Origin of the sequence: Mesoflavibacter zeaxanthinifaciens DSM 18436 (genome assembly GCF_000422365.1) — a bacterium.
Taxonomy (GTDB): domain Bacteria; phylum Bacteroidota; class Bacteroidia; order Flavobacteriales; family Flavobacteriaceae; genus Mesoflavibacter; species Mesoflavibacter zeaxanthinifaciens.
This window is the reverse complement of record NZ_AULQ01000001.1, coordinates 62,456-85,170: the sequence shown is the minus strand read 5'-3', so window position 1 is coordinate 85,170 and position 22,715 is coordinate 62,456. Positions and strand designations below refer to the sequence as shown.

Annotated in this window: 17 protein-coding genes; 16 read left to right on the top strand and 1 reads right to left on the bottom strand. The window is 31.7% G+C overall.

The annotated features are described in order from the left end of the window. The first annotated feature begins 44 nt into the window (after positions 1 to 44). The 7 genes from H574_RS0100375 to H574_RS0100345 all read left to right on the top strand — a co-directional run bounded on the left by H574_RS0100375 (position 45) and on the right by H574_RS0100345 (position 6,937). Positions 45 to 575 (top strand): DUF4199 domain-containing protein, encoded by a 531-nt coding sequence (locus H574_RS0100375; protein ID WP_027878632.1) that lies wholly within the window; start codon positions 45 to 47, stop codon positions 573 to 575. 35 nt (positions 576 to 610) lie between these two features. Further along, positions 611 to 1,564 (top strand): glycosyltransferase family 2 protein, encoded by a 954-nt coding sequence (locus tag H574_RS0100370; RefSeq protein WP_027878631.1) that lies wholly within the window; start codon positions 611 to 613, stop codon positions 1,562 to 1,564. Positions 1,565 to 1,615: 51 nt separating this feature from the next. After that, positions 1,616 to 3,346 carry a phospho-sugar mutase gene (locus H574_RS0100365; protein ID WP_027878630.1) on the top strand — a complete coding sequence of 577 codons (1,731 nt, stop codon included), beginning with the start codon at positions 1,616 to 1,618 and terminating at the stop codon, positions 3,344 to 3,346. After that, a complete protein-coding gene (locus H574_RS0100360; RefSeq protein WP_027878629.1) occupies positions 3,347 to 5,197 on the top strand; it encodes an ABC transporter ATP-binding protein in 1,851 nt (616 codons plus the stop codon). A 208-nt stretch (positions 5,198 to 5,405) separates the two neighbouring features. Further along, positions 5,406 to 5,951 carry an RNA polymerase sigma factor gene (locus H574_RS0100355; RefSeq protein ID WP_036226863.1) on the top strand — a complete coding sequence of 182 codons (546 nt, stop codon included), beginning with the start codon at positions 5,406 to 5,408 and terminating at the stop codon, positions 5,949 to 5,951. Between the two features lie 33 nt (positions 5,952 to 5,984). After that, complete coding sequence (locus tag H574_RS0100350; protein WP_027878627.1) at positions 5,985 to 6,461, top strand: hypothetical protein; 477 nt, start codon at positions 5,985 to 5,987, stop codon at positions 6,459 to 6,461. A gap of 11 nt (positions 6,462 to 6,472) precedes the next feature. Next, positions 6,473 to 6,937: a hypothetical protein gene (locus tag H574_RS0100345; RefSeq protein WP_027878626.1), complete on the top strand. Its 465-nt coding sequence runs from the start codon at positions 6,473 to 6,475 to the stop codon at positions 6,935 to 6,937. Between the two features lie 31 nt (positions 6,938 to 6,968). On the opposite strand, the gene H574_RS0100340 is transcribed toward H574_RS0100345, so the two are convergent. Next, entirely contained in the window at positions 6,969 to 8,072 is a 1,104-nt protein-coding gene (locus H574_RS0100340) for a WD40/YVTN/BNR-like repeat-containing protein (RefSeq protein ID WP_027878625.1), read from the bottom strand. Between the two features lie 106 nt (positions 8,073 to 8,178). On the opposite strand from H574_RS0100340, the gene H574_RS0100335 reads away from it, so the two are divergent. From H574_RS0100335 to H574_RS0100295, 9 genes are all read left to right on the top strand, one after another. Beyond that, complete coding sequence (locus tag H574_RS0100335) at positions 8,179 to 9,390, top strand: RsmB/NOP family class I SAM-dependent RNA methyltransferase (protein ID WP_027878624.1); 1,212 nt, start codon at positions 8,179 to 8,181, stop codon at positions 9,388 to 9,390. A 25-nt stretch (positions 9,391 to 9,415) separates the two neighbouring features. Beyond that, the gene (locus H574_RS0100330) at positions 9,416 to 11,269 is read left to right on the top strand and encodes an endonuclease (protein ID WP_027878623.1); all 1,854 of its coding nucleotides are present in this window, start codon (positions 9,416 to 9,418) and stop codon (positions 11,267 to 11,269) included. Positions 11,270 to 11,431: 162 nt separating this feature from the next. After that, on the top strand, positions 11,432 to 15,106 hold the full coding sequence (gene purL, locus H574_RS0100325; RefSeq protein WP_027878622.1) for a phosphoribosylformylglycinamidine synthase: 3,675 nt from the start codon (positions 11,432 to 11,434) through the stop codon (positions 15,104 to 15,106). A 68-nt stretch (positions 15,107 to 15,174) separates the two neighbouring features. Continuing rightward, positions 15,175 to 15,981: a helix-turn-helix domain-containing protein gene (locus tag H574_RS0100320; protein WP_027878621.1), complete on the top strand. Its 807-nt coding sequence runs from the start codon at positions 15,175 to 15,177 to the stop codon at positions 15,979 to 15,981. A 290-nt stretch (positions 15,982 to 16,271) separates the two neighbouring features. Further along, positions 16,272 to 18,041, top strand: coding sequence for an AMP-dependent synthetase/ligase (locus H574_RS0100315; RefSeq protein ID WP_027878620.1), 1,770 nt, complete (start codon positions 16,272 to 16,274; stop codon positions 18,039 to 18,041). Between the two features lie 135 nt (positions 18,042 to 18,176). Further along, positions 18,177 to 18,632, top strand: a complete 456-nt coding sequence (locus H574_RS0100310) for a MarR family winged helix-turn-helix transcriptional regulator (RefSeq protein WP_027878619.1) — start codon at positions 18,177 to 18,179, stop codon at positions 18,630 to 18,632. Between the two features lie 5 nt (positions 18,633 to 18,637). Beyond that, the gene (locus H574_RS0100305; protein WP_027878618.1) at positions 18,638 to 21,046 is read left to right on the top strand and encodes a 3-hydroxyacyl-CoA dehydrogenase/enoyl-CoA hydratase family protein; all 2,409 of its coding nucleotides are present in this window, start codon (positions 18,638 to 18,640) and stop codon (positions 21,044 to 21,046) included. A gap of 72 nt (positions 21,047 to 21,118) precedes the next feature. After that, a complete protein-coding gene (locus tag H574_RS0100300; protein ID WP_027878617.1) occupies positions 21,119 to 22,309 on the top strand; it encodes an acetyl-CoA C-acyltransferase in 1,191 nt (396 codons plus the stop codon). A gap of 37 nt (positions 22,310 to 22,346) precedes the next feature. Beyond that, complete coding sequence (locus tag H574_RS0100295; RefSeq protein ID WP_027878616.1) at positions 22,347 to 22,700, top strand: four helix bundle protein; 354 nt, start codon at positions 22,347 to 22,349, stop codon at positions 22,698 to 22,700. The last annotated feature ends 15 nt before the right edge of the window (positions 22,701 to 22,715 follow it).

The window sequence follows — 22,715 nt, the reverse complement described above, 5'->3', positions numbered from 1 at the left end:
TAAAATTATACTAACTTACAAATACTAACTTAAATCAAAATATTATGGAAAAAACTATTAAATCTATTGCATCTAATTATGGATTATATTTAGGGCTTTTTATCGCTGTTGTATACGTTGTATCGTATGCTGTTAATCTTGAATTACTAACAAATCCATTTGTAGGAATAGCAATGCTTTTAGCTATTATTATTTTTGGTATTATATCTATAGTAAAATCTAAAAAGTCTCAAAATGGTTTTATATCATTTAAAGAAGCTTTTACATCTTACTTCATAACGGTATTAATTGGATTAATTGTAGCTAGTGTGGTAGCAATAGTTCTTTTCAATGTTATTGATCCTGATGCTGCTATAACTTTAAAGGAAAAAACAATTGAAGGAACAGCAGAAATGATGAGAAACTGGAATGCACCAGAAGAATCAATTGTTGAAACCGTTGAAAAAATGCGCGAGCAACCAAACCAATTTAGTATTGGTAGCGTATTACAGTCTTTAGTTATCCAAATTATTATATTTAGTATAATTGGTTTAATAGCTGCATTAATCATGAAAAAATCTGATGATAACGCATAATAATTCTATATTTGAAATAATTTTCAAGTTGAATTATGGATATATCAGTAGTCATACCACTACTTAACGAACAAGAATCTTTAACAGAGTTACACCATTGGATTTCATCAGTCATGAAATCCAATGGTTTTTCTTATGAAATTCTTTTTATAGACGATGGTAGCACAGACCAATCCTGGCAAACCATTTGCACTTTAAAAGAGCAAGATAAAAATGTAAAAGGAATTAGATTTTTAAAAAACTTTGGTAAATCTCAAGCATTGCATGCAGGCTTTGCCCAAGCTAAAGGTGATGTAATAATCACTATGGATGCAGATTTACAAGACAATCCAGAAGAAATACCAGAACTTTATAACTTAATTACTAAACAAAAATTTGACCTTGTTTCTGGTTGGAAAAAGAAACGTTTTGATAATAAATTTACCAAAAACCTACCTTCTAAGCTTTTTAATTGGGCTGCAAGAAAAACATCTGGTGTTAAATTAAATGACTTTAATTGCGGACTAAAAGCCTACAATAAAAACGTAGTAAAAAATATAGACGTTAATGGCGAGATGCACCGTTACATACCTGTACTTGCTAAAAATGCTGGCTTTACCAAAATTGGTGAAAAAGTCGTACAACATCAAGCCAGAAAATATGGCGAAACAAAATTTGGTATGGATCGTTTTATTAACGGTTTTTTAGACTTAATAACCATTTGGTTTATATCTAGATTTGGAAAAAGACCTATGCACTTATTTGGTGCTTTAGGTGTTATTATGTTTATTGTTGGTTTTGGTTTTGCTGTATATTTAGGTATTGATAAGCTATTTTTTAATCCAACAGGAAGATTAATTACACAACGACCTCAATTTTACATTTCACTTACAACAATGATTTTAGGATCTCAATTTTTTATAGCTGGTTTTTTAGGAGAAATTATTTTACGTCAAAACGCAAACAAAAAACGCTATTTAATTAAAGAATCTTTAAATTTAAAAGAGTAAAAACTTTAGCATTTTGTAAATGCTTACTTTTGTATATAATTTATTTACGTTATGAGATATATTGACCCAGAACTTTTAGAACGTGTCAACACTTGGTTAACGCCAACTTTCGATAAAAAAACACAAGATTACATAAAAGATTTAATCGCTTTAAAACCAGAAGAATTAAAGGAAAGTTTTTATAAAAATTTAGAATTTGGTACAGGTGGTATGCGTGGCGTTATGGGTATTGGTACAAATCGTATCAACAAATATACACTCGGAAAAAATACACAAGGCTTAAGCAATTATTTACATAAAAGTTTTCCTAATCAAGACTTAAAAGTAGCTATTGCTTTTGATTGTAGACATAATAGTAAAACACTAGCAAAAGTAGTTGCAGATGTGTTTTCGGCAAATAATATTAAAGTATTTTTATTTGAAGACCTGCGTCCTACACCAGAGCTTTCTTTCACTTTAAAACATCTAAATTGTCATTGCGGAATTGTACTTACCGCATCACACAACCCGCCAGAATATAACGGTTACAAAGTATACTGGCAAGATGGTGGACAATTAGTTCCGCCACAAGATGCCGAAATTATTCAAGAAATAAATAACCTTGAATATTCAGAAATTAACTTTGAAGCAAAAGAAAAAAATATTCAATACATAGGTCAAGATGTAGATGATGTTTTTATAAACGCATCTGTTAAAAACGGAAGTTTTAACACAAGTCAAGACGCAAAAGATAATTTAAATATTGTATTTACATCTTTACACGGTACATCAATAACAACCATTCCAGAAACGTTAAAACGTGCTGGTTATAAAAATGTACATATTGTAGAAGAACAACGTGAACCAAACGGAGACTTTCCTACGGTAGTTTCGCCTAACCCAGAAGAGCCTGAAGCTTTAAAAATGGCTTTAGAATTAGCAGAAAAAGTTAATGCAGACATTGTTATTGGGACAGATCCTGATAGTGATAGATTAGGTATTGCAGTAAGAGATCTTGATAATAAAATGACGCTTTTAAACGGAAATCAAACCATGGTCTTAATGACAGATTTTCTTTTAAAACAATGGAAAAACAATAACAAAATTAACAACAACCAATTTATTGGTAGTACAATTGTATCTACACCAATGATGTCTGTTTTAGGACAAGCTTATAATGTAGAATGCAAAGTCGGACTAACTGGTTTTAAATGGATTGCTAAGATGATTAAAGACTTTCCCGACTTAGACTTTATTGGTGGTGGCGAAGAAAGTTTTGGATTTATGGTTGGCGACTTTGTAAGGGATAAAGATGCTGTTACCTCTTCCCTTCTAGCGATTGAAATTGCAGCACAAGCCAAGGCAAAAAACAGTAGTTTTTACAAAGAACTTATAAATCTGTATCTAGAACACGGTTTTTATAAAGAACGACTTATATCAATGACCAAAAAAGGGATTGAAGGCGCGCAACAAATTAAACAAATGATGATTGACGCTAGAGAAAATCCTTTAACAGAAGTTAACGGGTCTAAAGTTATACGTATTGAAGACTATCAATTATCAGAAGCTAAAAACCTAACTAACAACACTACAGAAACGATAGAAATTCCTAAATCTAACGTACTAATTTATTACACAGAAGATGGTAGTAAAATAGCATTAAGACCAAGTGGTACCGAGCCTAAAATTAAATTTTACATTAGTGTAAATACTACTTTAGACAATGTGTCAGACTTCACTATAACGGAACAAAAATTGGAAGCAAAAATAGACGCTATCATAAATGATATGCAACTTAATTAAATGGATAAAAGCCTAAAAAAAATAATTCCCTACGCAAAAGCTTATAAAAAAAACATAGTATCTAACGTAATATTTAATGTTCTTTTTGCTCTCTTTAGTTCGTTATCATTTGTAGCATTAATACCAATGATGCAAGTTTTATTTGACGAGACTAAAACAAACATCAAAAAACCTGTATATACTTCGTTTTTAGAAATTACAAGTTATGGTAAGGAATTGCTGTACTATTACATTTCTGAATTAACAGAACAAAAAGGTCCTCAATTTGCATTACTACTAGTTATATCTATAGTTATTATTACTTTTTTATTAAAAAACTTATTTAACTATTTAGCTGCATATAACCTTACATATTTTAAAAATGGAGTTTTAAAAGACTTAAGAATAAAAATGTTTGATAAAATTCTATCATTACCTATTTCTTATTATTCAGAAAAAAGAAAAGGAGACGTAATGGCTAGAATGCTTGGTGATATAGGAGAGTTACAAAACTCATTTTTCCTCATTTTCGAACTTATAGTAAGAGAACCTTTAACCATCATATTTACAATTGCTATAATGCTTAAAATAAGTGTTAAGCTAACACTATTTGTTTTTATTTTTATTCCTATATCTGGATTTATTATATCCAAAATAGGCAAAAGTTTAAAATCAAAATCCACAAGAGCTCAGAAGGAATCTGGATTTTTTATTTCTTTAGTTGAAGAAAGTTTAAGTGGACTTAAAGTAATACAAAGCTACAACGCTCAATCAAAGGTTAAATCCACTTTTTTCGATTCTATTAATAGAATTTTTAAGCTAAGGGTTTCTATAGGTAACAAAAACAATTTAGCTTCACCTTTAAGTGAGTTTCTAGGTATCTTAACTATTGGCGCACTACTTTGGTATGGAGGTAGAATGGTTTTAATAGAAAAACTACCTAATGGTCAACCAGTACTTTTAGCATCAGAGTTTTTAGCTTACATGGGATTAGCTTATAATATTTTAACTCCTGCAAAAGCAATATCTAAAGCCTCTTACGCTGTAAAAAATGGATTAGCAGCAGCAGATCGAGTTTTTGAACTTATCGACCAAGAAGATAATTTTTACAAATCTAAAAATCCTGTAGATTTAAATGATTTAAATAATGCTATAGAAGTTAATAATATTGACTTTTCTTATAACAATAAAGATCTTGTTCTTAAAAACTTTAATTTAAAAGTAGAAAAAGGAAAAACAGTAGCGTTAGTTGGTCAATCTGGAAGTGGTAAAAGTACTATAGCAAATTTACTTACTCGTTTTTATGATATAAATAAAGGAGAAATTTTAATCGATAACACCAATATTAAAGAAGTTAAATTAGACGCTTTAAGACACCTAATTGGATTAGTTACACAAGATTCTGTATTATTTAATGACTCTATAAAAAATAACATATTATTAGGTAAAGCAGATGCAACCGATGAAGAAGTAATTGATGCATTAAAAGTGGCAAATGCTTGGGAATTTGTAAACGACCTACCAGAAGGAATAGAAACTAATGTTGGTGATGCTGGTAACAAGCTTTCTGGCGGACAAAAACAACGTTTAAGTATTGCAAGAGCTGTACTTAAAAACCCACCTATTATGATTCTTGACGAAGCTACTTCTGCACTAGACACAGAAAGCGAAAAGCTAGTACAAGAAGCTTTAGAAAACATGATGAAAAACAGAACATCTATAGTCATAGCACATAGATTATCTACAATACAAAATGCAGATAACATTGTAGTTATGCAAAGAGGCGAAATTGTAGAACAAGGAACACATCAAGAGTTGTTAGCTAAAAATGGTATGTACAAAAGGTTAGTAGAAATGCAAAGTTTTGACTAACAAAACTCTAAATAAACAAAAAGGATAAACAAATGTTTATCCTTTTTTTATTCATTGTTAAATTTGGAGACGACTAATAGCATTTAAAATATTAAAAAAAATGCTGTATCGATTAGTCCATACTAAAAACAACTAATCTTTAGTTAAAAAAATCTAAATTCTGTCAAGCAATTAAACCAGGTAAATAAAATATAGTCTAACAAATTATATGATAATAGACGAAAACCAATTAATAGCACAATTACAATCGCAAGATCAAAAAAATCATGCGTTTAAAAAGCTTATTTCGCTTTATAAAGAGCGTTTATATTGGCATATTAGACATATAGTAAAATCCCATGACGATGCAGACGATGTCTTACAAAACACGTTTATCAAAGTTTTTAAAAACATAGATAACTTTAAAGGAGAAAGTAAATTATATTCTTGGTTATACAGAATTGCAACTAATGAAGCCTTAACACATCTTAAAAAAAACGCAAAAAGACTAAATTTAAATAATGAAGAAGCTAATAGTCTAGCAATTAAAAATTTGGAAAGTGACGTATATTTTGAAGGAGAAGAAATTCAATTACAATTACAAAAAGCAATAGCTACGCTACCAGAAAAACAACAACTAGTATTTAACATGAAATACTTTCAAGATTTAAAATACAGCGAAATATCTGAAATTTTAGAAACCAGCGAAGGTGCTTTAAAAGCATCATACCACATTGCCGTAAAAAAAATTGAAACCTACTTAACTCAAGATTAAACCTTTATTAAAAAAAAGTGTCTAAATATTGAAATGAAAAAAGAAAACTTAAATAACATCAAACAAACTGGTTTTAAAACACCAAATAACTATTTTAATACTATTGAAGACCAAATTATGTCTCAAATTAGTTTAGAAGAAATTGGCAAAGATTCTGGATTTAAAACACCAGACAATTATTTTGATACTATTGAGGATAATATTTTAAGCAAAACTAAAGAGACTAAAATAATTAAATTATTCAACAAAAAAACAATAATTACAGTAGCCAGTATTGCAGCAATGTTTGTTCTATTTTTTAATTTAAATCCTTTTAAAACACAAGTCACTTTTGATAACCTAGATACAGAAACTGTTGAAGCTTACATTTTAAATGAAGTTGAACTTAATGATATTAGAAACCTAATAAACACCGATCAATTATCACAAACAGATTTTATTGACTATAACGGTATTTCTATAGATAACTATTTAGACGACATAGATTTAGAAGATTTTTTAGACGAATAAAAACTTAACACATGAAAAATAAAATATTTACTATAATCTTATTATTTGTTTCTATAAGCACTTTTGCTCAATTAGAAAAAGAAAAAGGTTACACAAAAAAAATAAGTGAGAAATTAAAAGCACTAAAAGTTGCCCATATTACAGAGCAACTTGACTTAACAAAAAAAGAAGCCGAAAACTTTTGGCCAATATATAATGCACACGAAGAAGAAAAACATAAATATTTTCAATCTTCAATAAAGAAAAGAAAAGATTTAGATATAGAAAAACTTACCGAATCAGAATCTGAAGCATTACTTAAAGAAATGCAAGCAAATGAAGAAGCTAAAGTAAAAAATGAAAAAGCTTTTATTGATAAACTTACTAAAGTAATAAGCTACAAGAAAATTGTAAAGTTAATGCATGCAGAACGCACCTTTAAACGTAAGATGATTGAAGAGTTTAGAGGTAGACATCGAGAAGCACGAAAAGACTAAACATAAAAAAGCAGCCAAATGGCTGCTTTTTTTATTTAAAACTTAATTTACTAATACGACCATTTCCTGCTGCATAAGCAGTACTATCGTTTAAAAATCTTAATGTATAATAACCTTCATCGCTTAGATGTTTCCAGGTTTGTCCTGCATCTGCACTGTAATCTATACCTTTAAAACCTATCGCGACTAATTGTTGTGCATTGCTGTTTGGTACATATTGCACACAACTACGGTAACCTGGTCCACTTCCATCTGCAACAACTTGCCATGTTTTTCCGCCATCATTAGTCACTATTTTATTCTTTTGGTTAGCATCTGCATCTGTATAATCGCCACCAATTGCAAAACCATGGTTTTCATCATAAAAATCTATACTATACATTCCGGTAGTTTCTTTTCCTTGTATAATTGGCGTATCAAAAACATCCCAAGTTTTTCCTTTATCTGCCGAAAACAATATTCGGCTAGATTTTCCTCCTGTTGCTACCCAAGTCTTATCGCCTACTATAGCAATGTTGGTATCACTTGCTGCAAATGCTGCTTCACCTTCATTAGCTTTTGGTAAATCTTCACAAGACAATTTAGTCCAAGTGTCTCCTCCATCTCTGGTAATAATTATACTCATACAGTCATCAGTAGGATCACCAATTGCAATACCTTCTTGGTCATTCCAAAATTCCATAGAATCATAAAAAGCTTTTGGGTGATTTTCTTGGTAGACCAAATCTATTACTCCTTCAGAATCTATTCGATATAGCAATGCTGGATTACCAATACTTAATGCAAAACCTAAATTTTTTACTAAAGCTAAAGATCTAAAATTTAATTTTGAATTAGTACTATCTACAAAAGTTGGATACACTACTTTATTAATTTCATTATTATCATATTCATTATCTCTTGTTAGTATTGCTCCAAGATTACCTGTTGAAGTCAAAAAACCAAAGGATTTATTAGTATCGAAATATTCAAAAGCTCTAACATTCAAAGTAGAATCTTCAATTAAAGTTTCAATTTCAACTGAAGTAAAATTTTCAACTTCCTTTTCAGTACGACTTTCTTCTTTTAAAGATTTACAACTAAAGACAATTAGTAGAGACATGAAGGCTATAATAAACTGAAGGAATAATTTCATCGTTAATAATTTTCAATAAAAATAGAAAAGCAAATTGAAATATTTAACAAAGTCATTCAAAATCCACATATAAACCTTAACTTTGTCTGCTTTTAAATTTTAAAATATGCGCTTACACAGAAACTTATGTTTTGCAACCGTAGATGGTTTACTTCAAATATTTAACGAAGGTCAATACGCAGACAAAGTAGTACAACAACTTTTAAAAAGAGACAAACGTTGGGGAAGTCGTGATCGTGCTTTTGTAGCCGAAACCACTTACGACATCGTACGTTGGAAGCGTTTATATGCTGAAATTGCTAACGTAAAAGAACCTTTTAGTAGAGATGATATCTGGCGTCTGTTTGCGGTTTGGGCAACTTTAAAAGGAATTAAATTACCAGATTGGAAGTATTTTGAAAACACACCAACTCGAAAAATTAAAGGACGTTTTGATGAGCTTTCTAAAATTAGAAAAATTAAAGAATCTATTCCAGATTGGATTGATGATATTGCTGTAAAAGAACTTGGAGAAGCCAAATGGACTAAAGAAATCCAAGCCTTAAACGAGCAAGCAGATGTAATTTTAAGAGTAAACACCTTAAAAACGACTAAAGAAAAGCTTCAAAATATTCTTTTTGACTTAGATATAGAGACCGAAACTTTAAAAGATTATCCAGACGCATTACGTTTAAAAGAACGTGCTAATGTGTTTTCAACCGAAGCTTTTAAAGATGGATTGTTTGAAGTACAAGATGCGTCTTCACAATTAGTGGCAGACTTTTTGCAAGTAGAACCAGGTATGCGTGTAATAGATACTTGTGCTGGTGCTGGCGGTAAAACATTACACCTAGCTTCTATTATGCAAAATAAAGGACAAATAATTGCTTTAGATATTTATGCAAATAAGTTGAAAGAATTAAAGCGTCGTGCAAAGCGTAATGGCGCGCATAATATTGAACCTAGACATATAGACTCTACCAAAGTCATTAAAAAATTACATGACCAAGCAGACCGTGTTTTAATTGATGCACCTTGTTCTGGTTTAGGCGTTTTAAGAAGAAATCCTGATGCTAAATGGAAATTAGAGCCAGAATTTTTAGACCGAATTAAAAACACGCAAGCCGAAATTTTAAGTTCGTATTCTAAAATGGTAAAATCTGGCGGACAATTAGTTTATGCTACATGTTCTATTTTACCATCAGAAAATCAAGAGCAGGTAGATAAATTCTTAGCTTCAGAAGAAGGAAAAGAATTTACATTTGTAAAAGATAAAAAAATATTGGCTCATGAGTCTGGATTTGACGGATTTTACATGGCTTTATTAAAAAGAAAATAAATTATTCTCCCAAAATTAAAACTAAATGAAACAAATTTACATTTTAATAGCCTTATTAATTACATCTTTTGGCTTTGCTCAAGTTCCTGCAGGATATTACAGTACAGCAACAGGTACTGGTTATACCTTAAAAACACAATTAAAAGTTATCATAACAAATGGTCATACCTGGAATAGTAATAGTTATGATAATCTATATCAAGAATACGCATTAACAGATACCGATAACTATTATGAAAACGATGGCTCTGTATTAGATATTTATACAGAAAAACCTTCACAATCAGATACTTATAATTATAATCACTCTATTTCAGACCAATGTGGTGGATCATACAACGCAGAAGGACAATGCTATAATAGAGAACATTTATTTCCTCAAGGATTTTTTAATAATTCAGAAAACCTTCCAATGGTATCAGATATCCATCACGTAATACCTACAGATGGTTTTGTAAATAATGGACGTAGTAATTACCCATTTGGTGTAGTAACAAGTACTAATACATCTTACAGTAATGGTTCTAAATGGGGAACAGGAAATAATTATGGTTACACAGGAAGGTGTTTTGAACCTATAGACGAATTTAAAGGTTATGTTGCACGTGCAATGTTATATTTTGCAGTAAGATACGAAGACAATTGGGACGACTCAGGTTGGGATCCACATACAGTTCAATACAATCCATTAAACGGAACAAGTGATCAATTTTATGAAACTTGGTTTATTAACACTATGTTAGATTGGCATAATACATATCCTCCTTCTCAATTTGAAATAGACCGAAATGATGCTGCTTATCTATCACAAGGTAATCGTAACCCATTTGTAGACAATCCAGCTTATGCTAATTTAATTTGGAATCCTTCAACAGACACTACAGCTCCAACTACTCCAACAAATTTAGTAGCATCTAACGCTACTGCATCTACAATAGGTTTATCTTGGACTGCCTCTACAGACGATGTTGCTGTAGCAAGTTATGATATTTTTGTAGATGGCTCTTTCTATACAAACACCTCAACAGCTGTAACTAATTTTACTGTTACAGGATTAACTTCAGAAACTAACTACTGCTTTACAATTTATGCTTTAGATGCAGCAGGAAATACTTCAAATGTAAGTAATCAAGATTGTGAAATGACAACTAATGTTCCAGCCGGCATAAACGAGATATTCTTTTCTGAGTACATAGAAGGTAGCGGTAATAATAAAGCTTTAGAGATTGCTAATTATACAAACTCAACTGTACAATTAGCAAATTACACTTTAAGATTAGGCTCAAACGGTAATAGCTTTGGAAGTGATGTTTCTTTTCCTTCAGGTGCTTCAATTGCTGCTGGAGATGTTTACGTAATTGTAAACAGCGGACTATCTTTAGGTTGCGAATCTGAAGCAGATTACACCAATAATACAATCACAGGATTTAATGGTAATGACGCTATTGGTTTATTTAAAAACGGAACTTTAATTGATATTATAGGAGAAGAAGGTAACTCTTCTACTTTTGCTCAAAACACTACTTTAGTTAGAAAGTCTACTATTACTAATCCTACAACTTCTTTTAGTTTGTCAGAATGGGATAGCTATCTTCAAGACACTTGTGATAGTTTGGGGCAACCTACATTATCAACTTCAAATTTTGAAAAATCAACATTCAAAATCTACCCTAACCCAATTAAAGGAAATACTTTAAACGCAGACGTAAAATCAACAACTAGCTATCAAATCTATGATATTTTAGGTAAGAAAATTTTAAGCGGAACGGTAACTACAAACAACAAAAAAATTAATGTATCTAGTCTTAAAAAAGGAATTTACATCCTAAAACTAGAAACTAGTAATGGTAGTGTTACAAAAAAATTAATTAGAGAATAAGTTATCAAACTTGTTAATAAAAAAAGCGACACCAAGATGTCGCTTTTTTTATAGTTAATAACCACGTGAATAACTAAAAAAAAATGACAACTTTTTAATAAAATAATCTAACTAAAAGATGTAAATTTGATGCTTTAAAAACAACACAAAACTCCTGAAATAATGATTCATTTCTTCGGAAACCAAAACAGTAAAGTATTTGCTGTTCAAGCAACAAAAGAATTATCTACTGAAACTATCAATAAATTAACGTGGTTATTTGGCAACCAGCCTAAAATAGAACAAGCATCCTTAGATGCTTTTTTTGTTGGTCCGCGTGCAGCAATGATTACTCCATGGAGTACCAACGCTGTAGAAATTACGCAAAATATGGGTATTGATGGCATCATTAGAATTGAAGAATTTGAATCTTGCACACAAGATTTTAAGGATTACGATCCTATGATTTCAGAAAAATTTAATGGTTTAAGTCAAGATAGTTTCACAATAAACATTCAACCAGAAGCCATTAAAAACATAGAAGATATAACTGCTTACAACGCTCAAGAAGGTTTAGCCTTGAGTGATGAAGAAGTAGCCTATTTAGAAAGCGTATCTAAAAAAATAGGAAGACCATTAACAGACTCTGAAGTGTTTGGTTTTTCTCAAGTAAATAGCGAACATTGTCGTCATAAAATCTTCAATGGTACATTCGTTATTGATGGAGAAGAAAAGCCTACATCTCTTTTCAAATTAATTAAAAAGACTTCAGAAACTAATCCAAACGATATCGTTTCTGCTTATAAAGATAACGTGGCTTTTATAAAAGGTCCAGTAGTTGAACAATTTGCTCCAAAACGTGCAGATGTTCCGGATTTTTATCAAACTAAAGATTATGAATCTGTTATTTCGCTTAAAGCAGAAACACACAACTTCCCTACTACTGTCGAGCCTTTTAATGGTGCTGCAACAGGATCTGGTGGAGAAATTAGAGACAGACTTGCTGGAGGAAAAGGTTCTTTACCTTTAGCCGGAACCGCGGTTTATATGACTTCATATTCTAGATTAGAAGACAATCGTCCGTGGGAAAAAGCATTTCCAGCACGCAAATGGTTATACCAAACACCAATGGATATTTTAATAAAAGCCAGTAATGGTGCTTCAGATTTTGGTAACAAGTTTGGACAACCTTTAATCTGCGGATCTGTTTTAACTTTTGAACATAAAGAAGATGCTAAAGCTTTAGGTTTTGATAAGGTGATTATGCAAGCTGGCGGAATTGGTTACGGTAAAGCAGATCAAGCGTTAAAAGACACTCCAAAAAATGGTGATAAAATTGTAATTCTTGGTGGAGAGAATTATCGTATCGGAATGGGTGGAGCTGCAGTTTCTTCTGCAGATACAGGTGAGTTTTCTTCAGGAATAGAGCTTAATGCTGTACAACGTTCTAACCCAGAAATGCAAAAACGTGCGGCTAACGCTGTACGCGGTATGGTAGAAAGTGACGAGAATTTTATAGTTTCTATTCACGATCATGGTGCTGGTGGACATTTAAATTGTTTAAGCGAATTAGTTGAAGATACCGGTGGAAAAATTGATTTAGATGCCTTACCTGTTGGTGATCCAACACTTTCTGCTAAAGAAATTATAGGTAACGAATCTCAAGAACGAATGGGATTAGTTATTGCCGAAAAACACATCGAAACCTTAAACAAAATTGCAGAACGTGAACGCTCTCCAATGTATACCGTTGGTGATGTAACAAACGATAAAAGTTTTACTTTTGAGTCTAAAACTAATGGTGACAAACCAATGGATTTAGCTTTAGAAGATATGTTTGGAAGCTCTCCAAAAACAATAATGACAGATAAAACTGTAGCTGCAAATTACAGTGAAATCTCTTACGACAAAGACAAAATCTACGATTATTTAGATCAAGTGTTACAGTTAGAAGCTGTAGCTTGTAAAGATTGGCTTACCAATAAAGTAGACCGTTGTGTTGGTGGTAAAGTTGCTAAACAACAATGTGCAGGACCATTACAATTACCATTAAACAATGTTGGTGTAATGGCATTAGACTTTAAAGGTAAAGAAGGTATTGCAACATCAATAGGTCACTCGCCTATTTCAGGATTAATTAATCCAGTTGCTGGAAGCCGCAATAGTATTACCGAAGCTTTAACTAACATTGTTTGGGCACCATTAAAAGATGGTTTACAATCGGTGTCTTTATCTGCAAACTGGATGTGGCCTTGTAAAAATGAAGGTGAAGACGCAAGATTATATGAGGCTGTTCAAGCAATTTCAGATTTTGCTATAGACTTAGGCATAAATGTTCCAACAGGAAAAGATTCATTATCAATGAAGCAAAAATATCCTGACCAAGAGGTTATTTCTCCTGGTACAGTTATTATTTCTGCTGCAGCAAATTGTAATAATATCACTAATGTTATTGAGCCTGTTTTAAGAAGAAATGGCGGAGATATATACTATATCAACTTATCACAAGATCAATTTAAATTAGGCGGAAGTAGTTTTGCTCAAATCTTAAATAAAGTTGGTAATGAAGCACCAAACGTTAAAGATGCTGGTTATGTAAAAACGGTATTTAACACAATTCAACAATTAATAAAAGACCAAAAAATTGTTGCTGGTCATGATGTTGCTTCTGGTGGATTAATAACCACTTTATTAGAAATGTGCTTTGCTGATATTAATTTAGGGGCTGAACTTGATCTTTCTGCTTTAAATGAAAAAGACACGGTAAAGTTATTATTTGCTGAAAATTCAGGAATAGTTTTCCAAGCTTCCGATAATTCAATAGAAACAGTTTTAAATGATGCTAATATTGAGTTTTTCAACATAGGAAAACCAACTACAAGCGATGTATTAAGTATTATAAATAATGATGAAGTTTATACAATGACAGTTTCTAGACTAAGAGACATGTGGTACAAAACTTCATATTTATTAGATCAAAAGCAAACAGCTAACGGATTAGCAAAAACACGTTTTGAAAACTACGCAAAACAACCGCTAAACTATTATTTTCCAAAACATTTTACTGGCGAATTAAGTTTTTACAACAAAAACCAATCTTCAGATAGACCAAAAGCTGCTATTTTAAGAGAAAAAGGAAGTAACTCTGAACGCGAAATGGCTAACGCTATGTATTTAGCTGGTTTTGACGTAAAAGATGTACATATGACCGATTTAATTTCTGGTCGCGAAACACTTGAAGACATTCAGTTTTTAGGTGCAGTTGGAGGTTTCTCTAATAGTGATGTTTTAGGCTCTGCAAAAGGTTGGGCTGGAGCAATTAAATATAACGACAAAGCTAACAAAGCGATTAAAAACTTCTTTGAAAGAGAAGACACACTTTCTGTGGGTATTTGTAACGGTTGTCAATTATTTATGGAGTTAGAACTGATAAATCCAGAGCATGAAAATCATGGGAAAATGGCACATAACAACTCTCACAAACACGAAAGTTCTTTCACCTCTGTAGTTGTACAAAAAAACAATTCGGTGATGTTATCAACACTAGCAGGAAGCACTTTAGGTGTTTGGATAAGTCATGGTGAAGGTAAATTTAACCTTCCAAAAGATGAGAACAATTATGATATTGTTGCTAAATATGCTTATAACGATTACCCATCAAATCCTAACGGGTCTGATTATAATACAGCAATGTTATGCGATAAAACAGGAAGACATTTAGTAACAATGCCACATATAGAGCGTTCTATTTTCCCTTGGAATTGGGCTAATTATCCAGAAAACAGAAAAGATGAAGTTTCCCCTTGGATAGAAGCTTTTGTAAAAGCTAGAAAATGGATAGAAAACAAAAAAAATTAAAAACCGTATAATATTTCAATCTTTTTTTATTAAATTTCACTCACTTAAAAGTGTGTAAAGTATTATAAATGAAGTTTGAAAGAATTTATTGCCATAGGCCTAACAAGCTTATTGGCTCTTTTGTTGAAGTACAAATTGAAGAAAATGACTTTCCTTACGTAGTAGATTTATTGCCTACAGCTCAAAGTCACATTATCTATTTCTTCTCTGATGTAAAACATGAAGTTAAAATTAATAACAAGTCCTTTTTTAACAAAGGACTTGTTATATCTGGTCAATCTTACCGATCCTATCAGTTTATACCTAAAAAACCTGTTAGAGTTTTTGTTGCTAATTTTAGCGCAACCACACTACACAAGGTATTAGGAAAACAAATGTCTTCTATAACAGATTCTCATATTCCATTATCAGAGTTTTGTAATGAATTTTATGAACAAATAAATCCGTTGTTTAATCCTGATAAAACAGCTAAAGAAATTGCTTTAGACTTTGAAAGTTTAATGTATGACTTGCCCAAAATTGATAATAAGAATGTTAATTATGTTGATATTGCTGTAGATTTGATTCATCAAAAAAAAGGGAGAATTACTGTAGATGAACTTTTAGAATTTCTTACTATATCACAAAAAAATCTAGAGATTCAATTTAAAAAAATAGTTGGCTTAACACCTTTAAAATATATTAAACTCTATAGGTTTTGGCATTTAATGAAAGCTTACGAGAGTAATAAAATTGATTTTAATCAAGCTTTAGAATTTTATAATTATTATGATTTATCTCATTTTAATCGTGACTTTAAGCTTTTTATGAAAATAAAACCTTCAGAATACGTCAAAAGAGATAATTCTTTAATAAGAAAATATTTAACAATTTAATTTTTACGATATTTTACATCCCGTTTCATTATAAATTCAATACTTTAGCTATCAAATGGTACTATTTGTTTAATTTAAATGAAAGTTAAGGGATTCATTTAAAAATAGTTAGTTATTAAATAAATATATTAAAAGTATCATTTTAAGCTATCAATCAGTTAGCAAGGAGCTGTTTAATTGCAGCTCCTTTTTTGGCAAAAAAATGAAAGCTTTATTTAAATTTTAATAATTTTTGTTAACCTTAAATCATTTTTTCATAATTTGCATTCCCCTTAATTCATTTAAATATAATGATTGAAGTAACCCGACTTTTCGATTTTCCTTATTACCAACTTGAAAAACACAACCTAGAAGCTGCTTTAGTTACCAAAAAAAATGGTGCATGGGAAGCAACTTCAACCAAAGAATATATAGATAAAGCTAATGCTTTAAGTAGAGCTTTATTAAGATTAGGTGTAAATAAAAACGATAAAATTGCAGTAATTTCTTCTACAAACAGAACAGAATGGAATATTGTAGATATTGGCGTATTACAACTTGGTGCGCAAAATATTCCTATATATCCAACTATATCTGCAGAAGATTACGAGTATGTTTTAAATCATAGCGAATCTATATACTGCTTTGTTTCAGATAAAGAAGTTTTAGAAAAAATAAACAAAGTTAAAGACAAAACTAAACTTAAAGAAGTTTACTCTTTTGATCATATTGAAGGCTGTAAACACTATTCAGAACTTTTTGATTTAGGAAAAGATGATAGTAATCAAGCAGAAGTTGAAGCTAGAAAAGATGCAGTAACACCTGATGATTTAGCTACAATAATATACACTTCTGGTACAACAGGTAAGCCAAAAGGTGTTATGTTAAGTCACAATAATATCACTAGTAACGTATTAGATAGCATACCACGACTACCAATTTCTACTGGTCAAACAAAAGTATTAAGCTTTTTACCAATTTGCCATGTATTTGAACGTGTATTAATTTACATTTATCAATATGCAGGAACAAGTATTTATTTTGCAGAAGCAATAGATAAAATTGCAGAAAATGCTCAAGATATTAAACCAAATTTAATGAGTGTTGTACCTAGATTGTTAGAAAAAGTATATGACAAAATCTATGCAAAAGGAACAGAATTAAGCGGTATAAAAAGCAGACTTTTCCATTGGGCTATAGAATTAGGAGAACAATGGGAACCTTACGGTAAAAATGGTGCTTGGTACGAGTTTAAACTAAAAATAGCTAATAAATTAATCTTTAGTAAATGGCGAGCTGCTTTAGGTGGCGAGTTAACTACTATGGTATCTGGTAGCGCAGCTTTATCACCAAGATTAACACGCATATTTTGTGCTGCAGGCATGAAGGTTATGGAAGGATATGGATTAACAGAAACATCTCCTGTTATTTCTGTAGGCATGTACAGAGAAAATCATTTTAAGGTTGGTACCGTTGGTAAACCGATAAGAAATGTAGATGTAAAAATAGCAGAAGATGGCGAAATCCTAATTAAAGGACCAAACGTGATGAAAGGTTACTACAAAGATCCAGAAAAAACGGCTAGTGTAATGACAGGAGACTATTTTCATACAGGAGATAAGGGTGAAATTGATCCTGATGGTTTCTTAAAAATTACGGGGCGTAAAAAAGAAATGTTTAAAACCTCTGGAGGAAAATATGTCATTCCTACTCTTTTAGAAAACGACCTAAAACAGTCTAGATTTATAGAACAAGCAATGGTTGTTGGGGAAGGCGAAAAAATGCCAGCAGCTATTATTCAACCTAATTTTGAATTTTTAAGAGATTGGATTGATAGAAAACATAATCATATAGGTAAATCAGATAAAGAAATTGCAACATCACAAATAGTTATAGACCGTATCCAAAAAGAAATAGACAACTGCAATAAAAGTTTCGGAAAATGGGAACAAATTAAACGATTTGAACTTACACAAGATGTTTGGTCTGTAGATGGTGGACAATTAACACCAACCATGAAAATGAAACGAGACGTCATTAAAAATATTTATAAAGATCTTTATGATAAAATTTATAATTAATCATTTTTTAATACAAAATAAGAAGCCATCTAAAATTTAGATGGCTTTTTTTGTTAATATCATAATCTTTTTTAAAAATTTATTATGCACGCATAATAAATTTTACTATCTTTGAAAACCTTCAAAAGAATTTTAATGCAAAACAAAAAAGAAAGAACGATAGATTACATGCTAAGAACCACTTGGTTAGCGGTAAATAAAATGTATAACGAAGAAGCTGCAAAGTTTGACACAACTATGGCTACAGGGTTTACATTATTAAGTATCGATAAAGAAAACGGTACACCTTCTACCTCTTTAGGACCAATAATGGGCATGGAAGCAACTAGTCTTTCAAGAATATTAAAACGTATGGAAGAATTAGGTTTGATAGAACGTAAACCTAACCCAAACGACGGTCGTGGTGTTTTAATTCATCTTACTGAGTTTGGAAAAGAAAAAAGAAAAGACGCCAAAGAACGTGTTTTAGTTTTTAATGAAACTGTAAGAGCACACGTCTCAGAAGAAAAACTAAAACATTTCTATGAAGTGTCAGACACTATAAACGAGTTAATTTCTAATAAAAAAATATATACTAAAGAAACCATTTAATAAAAATGAGTAAACGTAGAATCAAAAAAGTAGCCATTATTGGATCAGGAATTATGGGAAGCGGTATTGCTTGTCATTTTGCCAATATTGGTGTTGAAGTCTTATTATTAGACATTGTTCCAAGAGAATTAAACGATGCCGAAAAAGCTAAAGGATTAACTTTAGAAGACAAGGTTGTAAGAAACCGCATTGTAAACAATGCATTAGCTGCATCATTAAAATCTAAACCATCACCAATCTATCACAAAGATTTTGCTAACAGAATTACTACTGGTAATCTTGAAGATGATATAGCAAAAGTGGCAAATGTAGATTGGATCATGGAAGTAGTTGTAGAAAGACTTGACATTAAAAAGCAAGTATTTGAAAAACTAGAACAACACCGTACACCAGGTACTTTAATTACATCAAATACATCTGGTATTCCTATTAAGTTTATGAGCGAAGGACGCAGCGAAGATTTCCAAAAACATTTCTGCGGAACGCACTTCTTTAATCCAGCGCGTTACTTAAAATTATTCGAAGTAATTCCTGGACCTAAAACATCTCAAGACGTTTTAGACTTCTTAAACGGTTATGGGGAACAATTTTTAGGAAAAACATCTGTAATTGCTAAAGATACACCAGCTTTTATTGGTAACCGTATTGGTATTTTTGGTATTCAATCGTTATTTCACCAAGTAAAAGAATTAGGATTGACCATAGAAGAAGTTGATAAATTAACTGGTCCTGTTATTGGACGCCCAAAATCGGCAACTTTCCGTACGGTAGATGTTGTTGGGTTAGACACTTTAGTGCATGTTGCTAACGGAATTTACGACAACTGTCCTGATGACGAAGCACATGAGCTTTTCAAACTACCAGATTTTATCAATACCATGATGGAAAACAAATGGTTAGGAAGTAAAACTGGTCAAGGATTTTATAAAAAAGTAAAAGGTGATAATGGTAAAAGCGAAATTTTATCATTAGACTTAGATACATTAGACTATCGTTCTAAAAAAAGAGCCTCTTTTCCTACTCTAGAATTAACAAAAACTGTAGATAAAGTTATCGACCGTTTTCCAATTTTAGTAAAAGGAAAAGATAAAGCAGGCGAATTTTATCGCAAAAACTTTGCAGCAATGTTTGCTTACGTATCACATCGTATTCCTGAAATTTCAGACGAATTATATAAAATAGATGATGCAATGAAAGCTGGATTTGGTTGGGAACATGGTCCTTTCCAAATTTGGGATGCAATTGGTGTAGAAAAAGGTCTTGAAATTATGAAAGCTGAAGGTAAAACACCAGCAGCTTGGGTAAATGATATGGTTGCTTCTGGTAACACATCGTTTTACACAGTAAAAGATGGAGCTACATATTTCTACGATATTGATAAGAAAGCACAAGAAAAAGTACCAGGTCAAGATAGCTTTATCATATTAGATAACATCAGAAAATCTAACGAGGTATTTAAAAACTCTGGTGTAGTTGTTGAAGATTTAGGTGACGGAATTTTAAATGTTGAATTCCAATCTAAAATGAACACTATTGGTGGCGACGTACTAGCTGGTTTAAATAAAGCAATAGATTTAGCTGAAAAAGATTTTGCTGGTTTAGTGGTTGGTAACCAAGGAGCAAACTTCTCTGTTGGTGCAAATATCGGAATGATTTTTATGATGGCTGCAGAACAAGAGTATGACGAGCTTAACATGGCGATCAAATACTTCCAAGACACGATGATGCGCATGCGCTACTCTTCTATTCCTACTATTTCTGCACCACATGGCATGACGCTTGGTGGCGGATGTGAGTTATCACTTCACGCAGATAAAGTTGTTGCTGCTGCAGAAACTTACATGGGATTAGTTGAATTTGGAGTTGGTGTAATTCCAGGTGGTGGCGGATCTAAAGAAATGGCTTTAAGAGCGCAAGATACTTTCAAAAAAGGTGATGTTGAGTTAAATACACTTCAAGAGTATTTCTTAACTATTGGTATGGCAAAAGTATCAACTTCAGCTTACGAAGCATTTGATTTAGGCGTATTACAAAAAGGAAAAGATATTGTTGTTGTTAATAAAGACAGACAAATTGCTACAGCTAAAGCACATGCTAAATTAATGGCAGATCAAGGCTACACGCAACCTGTAAAACGCAAAGACATAAAAGTACTTGGTAAACAAGCATTAGGTATGTTCTTAGTAGGAACAGATGCAATGGAAGCAAGCCACTACATTAGTGAACACGATCAAAAAATAGCTAACAAATTAGCTTACGTTATGGCTGGTGGTGATTTATCAGAACCAACTAAAGTAAGTGAGCAATATCTATTAGATCTAGAACGCGAAGCATTTTTATCGCTTTGTACTGAAAGAAAAACATTAGAAAGAATTCAGCATATGTTGAAGACTGGAAAACCACTTAGAAATTAGAAAAAAGAAACAAGATGCAAGAAACAAGACATCTTGATTCTTGATTCTTGGCTCTAAAAATCAAAAGAAAAAATGAAACAAGCATATATAGTAAAAGCATACAGAACAGCAGTTGGTAAAGCACCACGAGGCGTGTTCCGTTTTAAAAGAGCAGACGAGTTAGGTGCAGAAGTGATTCAGCACATGATGAAAGAATTACCAAATCTAGACGTAAAACGTATTGACGACGTTATAGTTGGTAACGCAATGCCAGAAGGATCACAAGGTTTAAATATGGCACGTTTTATCTCATTAATTGGGTTAAATAGTGTAGATGTTCCTGGTGTAACGGTTAACCGTTTTTGTTCTTCAGGAATAGAAACTATTGGTATTGCAACTGCAAAAATCCAAGCAGGAATGGCAGATTGTATTATTGCTGGTGGATCAGAAAGTATGAGTAGTGTACCAATGACAGGTTTTAAACCAGAACTAAATTACGATACTGTAAAAGATGGTCACGAAGATTATTATTGGGGAATGGGTAATACTGCAGAAGCGGTTGCTAACCAATTTAAAGTGTCTCGTCAAGATCAAGATGAATTTGCTTACAATTCACATATGAAAGCTTTAAAAGCTTTAGCAGAAGATCGTTTTCAAGATCAAATTGTTCCTATAGATGTAGAGCAAATTTATTTAGATGAAAACGGTAAAAAAGCAACTAAAACATACACTGTAACAAAAGATGAAGGTCCTAGAAAAGGAACTAATGTAGAAGCTTTAGCAAAATTACGACCAGTATTTGCTGCAAACGGAAGTGTAACCGCTGGTAACTCGTCTCAAATGAGTGATGGTGCTGCATTTGTTATGGTTATGAGTGAAGATATGGTTAAAGAATTAAATCTAGAGCCTGTTGCAAGATTAGTAAATTACGCTGCTGCTGGTGTAGAACCAAGAATTATGGGAATTGGACCAGTTAAAGCTATTCCAAAAGCATTAGAACAAGCAGGATTAAAACAATCTGATTTAGGATTAATAGAACTTAACGAAGCTTTTGCATCTCAATCATTAGCTGTAATTAGAGAGTTAGATTTAAATCCAGACATTATTAATGTTAATGGCGGTGCAATAGCATTAGGGCATCCATTAGGATGTACAGGTGCAAAACTTTCAGTACAGTTATTTGACGAAATGCGTAAACGTGACATGAAAGGTAAATATGGTGCTGTAACCATGTGCGTTGGTACAGGTCAAGGTGCTTGTGGAATTTTTGAATTTTTAAACTAGAGACAAGATTTTAAGAATCAAGAAACAAGAGGTGAAGATGCATAATTTTAAAAAATTAAAAATTTGGAATGAAAGCATGAAAATAGTTTCTGAATCTTATAAAATTACTAGAACGTTCCCAAAATTTGAAACTTATGGATTAATGAGTCAAATGCATCGAAGTGCAGTTTCTATTCCTTCAAATATTTCAGAAGGTTCAAGCAAAAGATCTGATAAGCATTTCAATATTTATTTAGAAAACAGCTTAGGTTCTGCTTTCGAATGGGAAACACAATTAAATGTAGCTTTCAATGAAAACTATATTACAGAAGAAAAATTTTTAGAATTAGAACAACAAATAAAACAAATACAAAAAATGATTTCGGGATTTCAATCTAGACTTGATTTATAAGTCTTGGATCTTGAA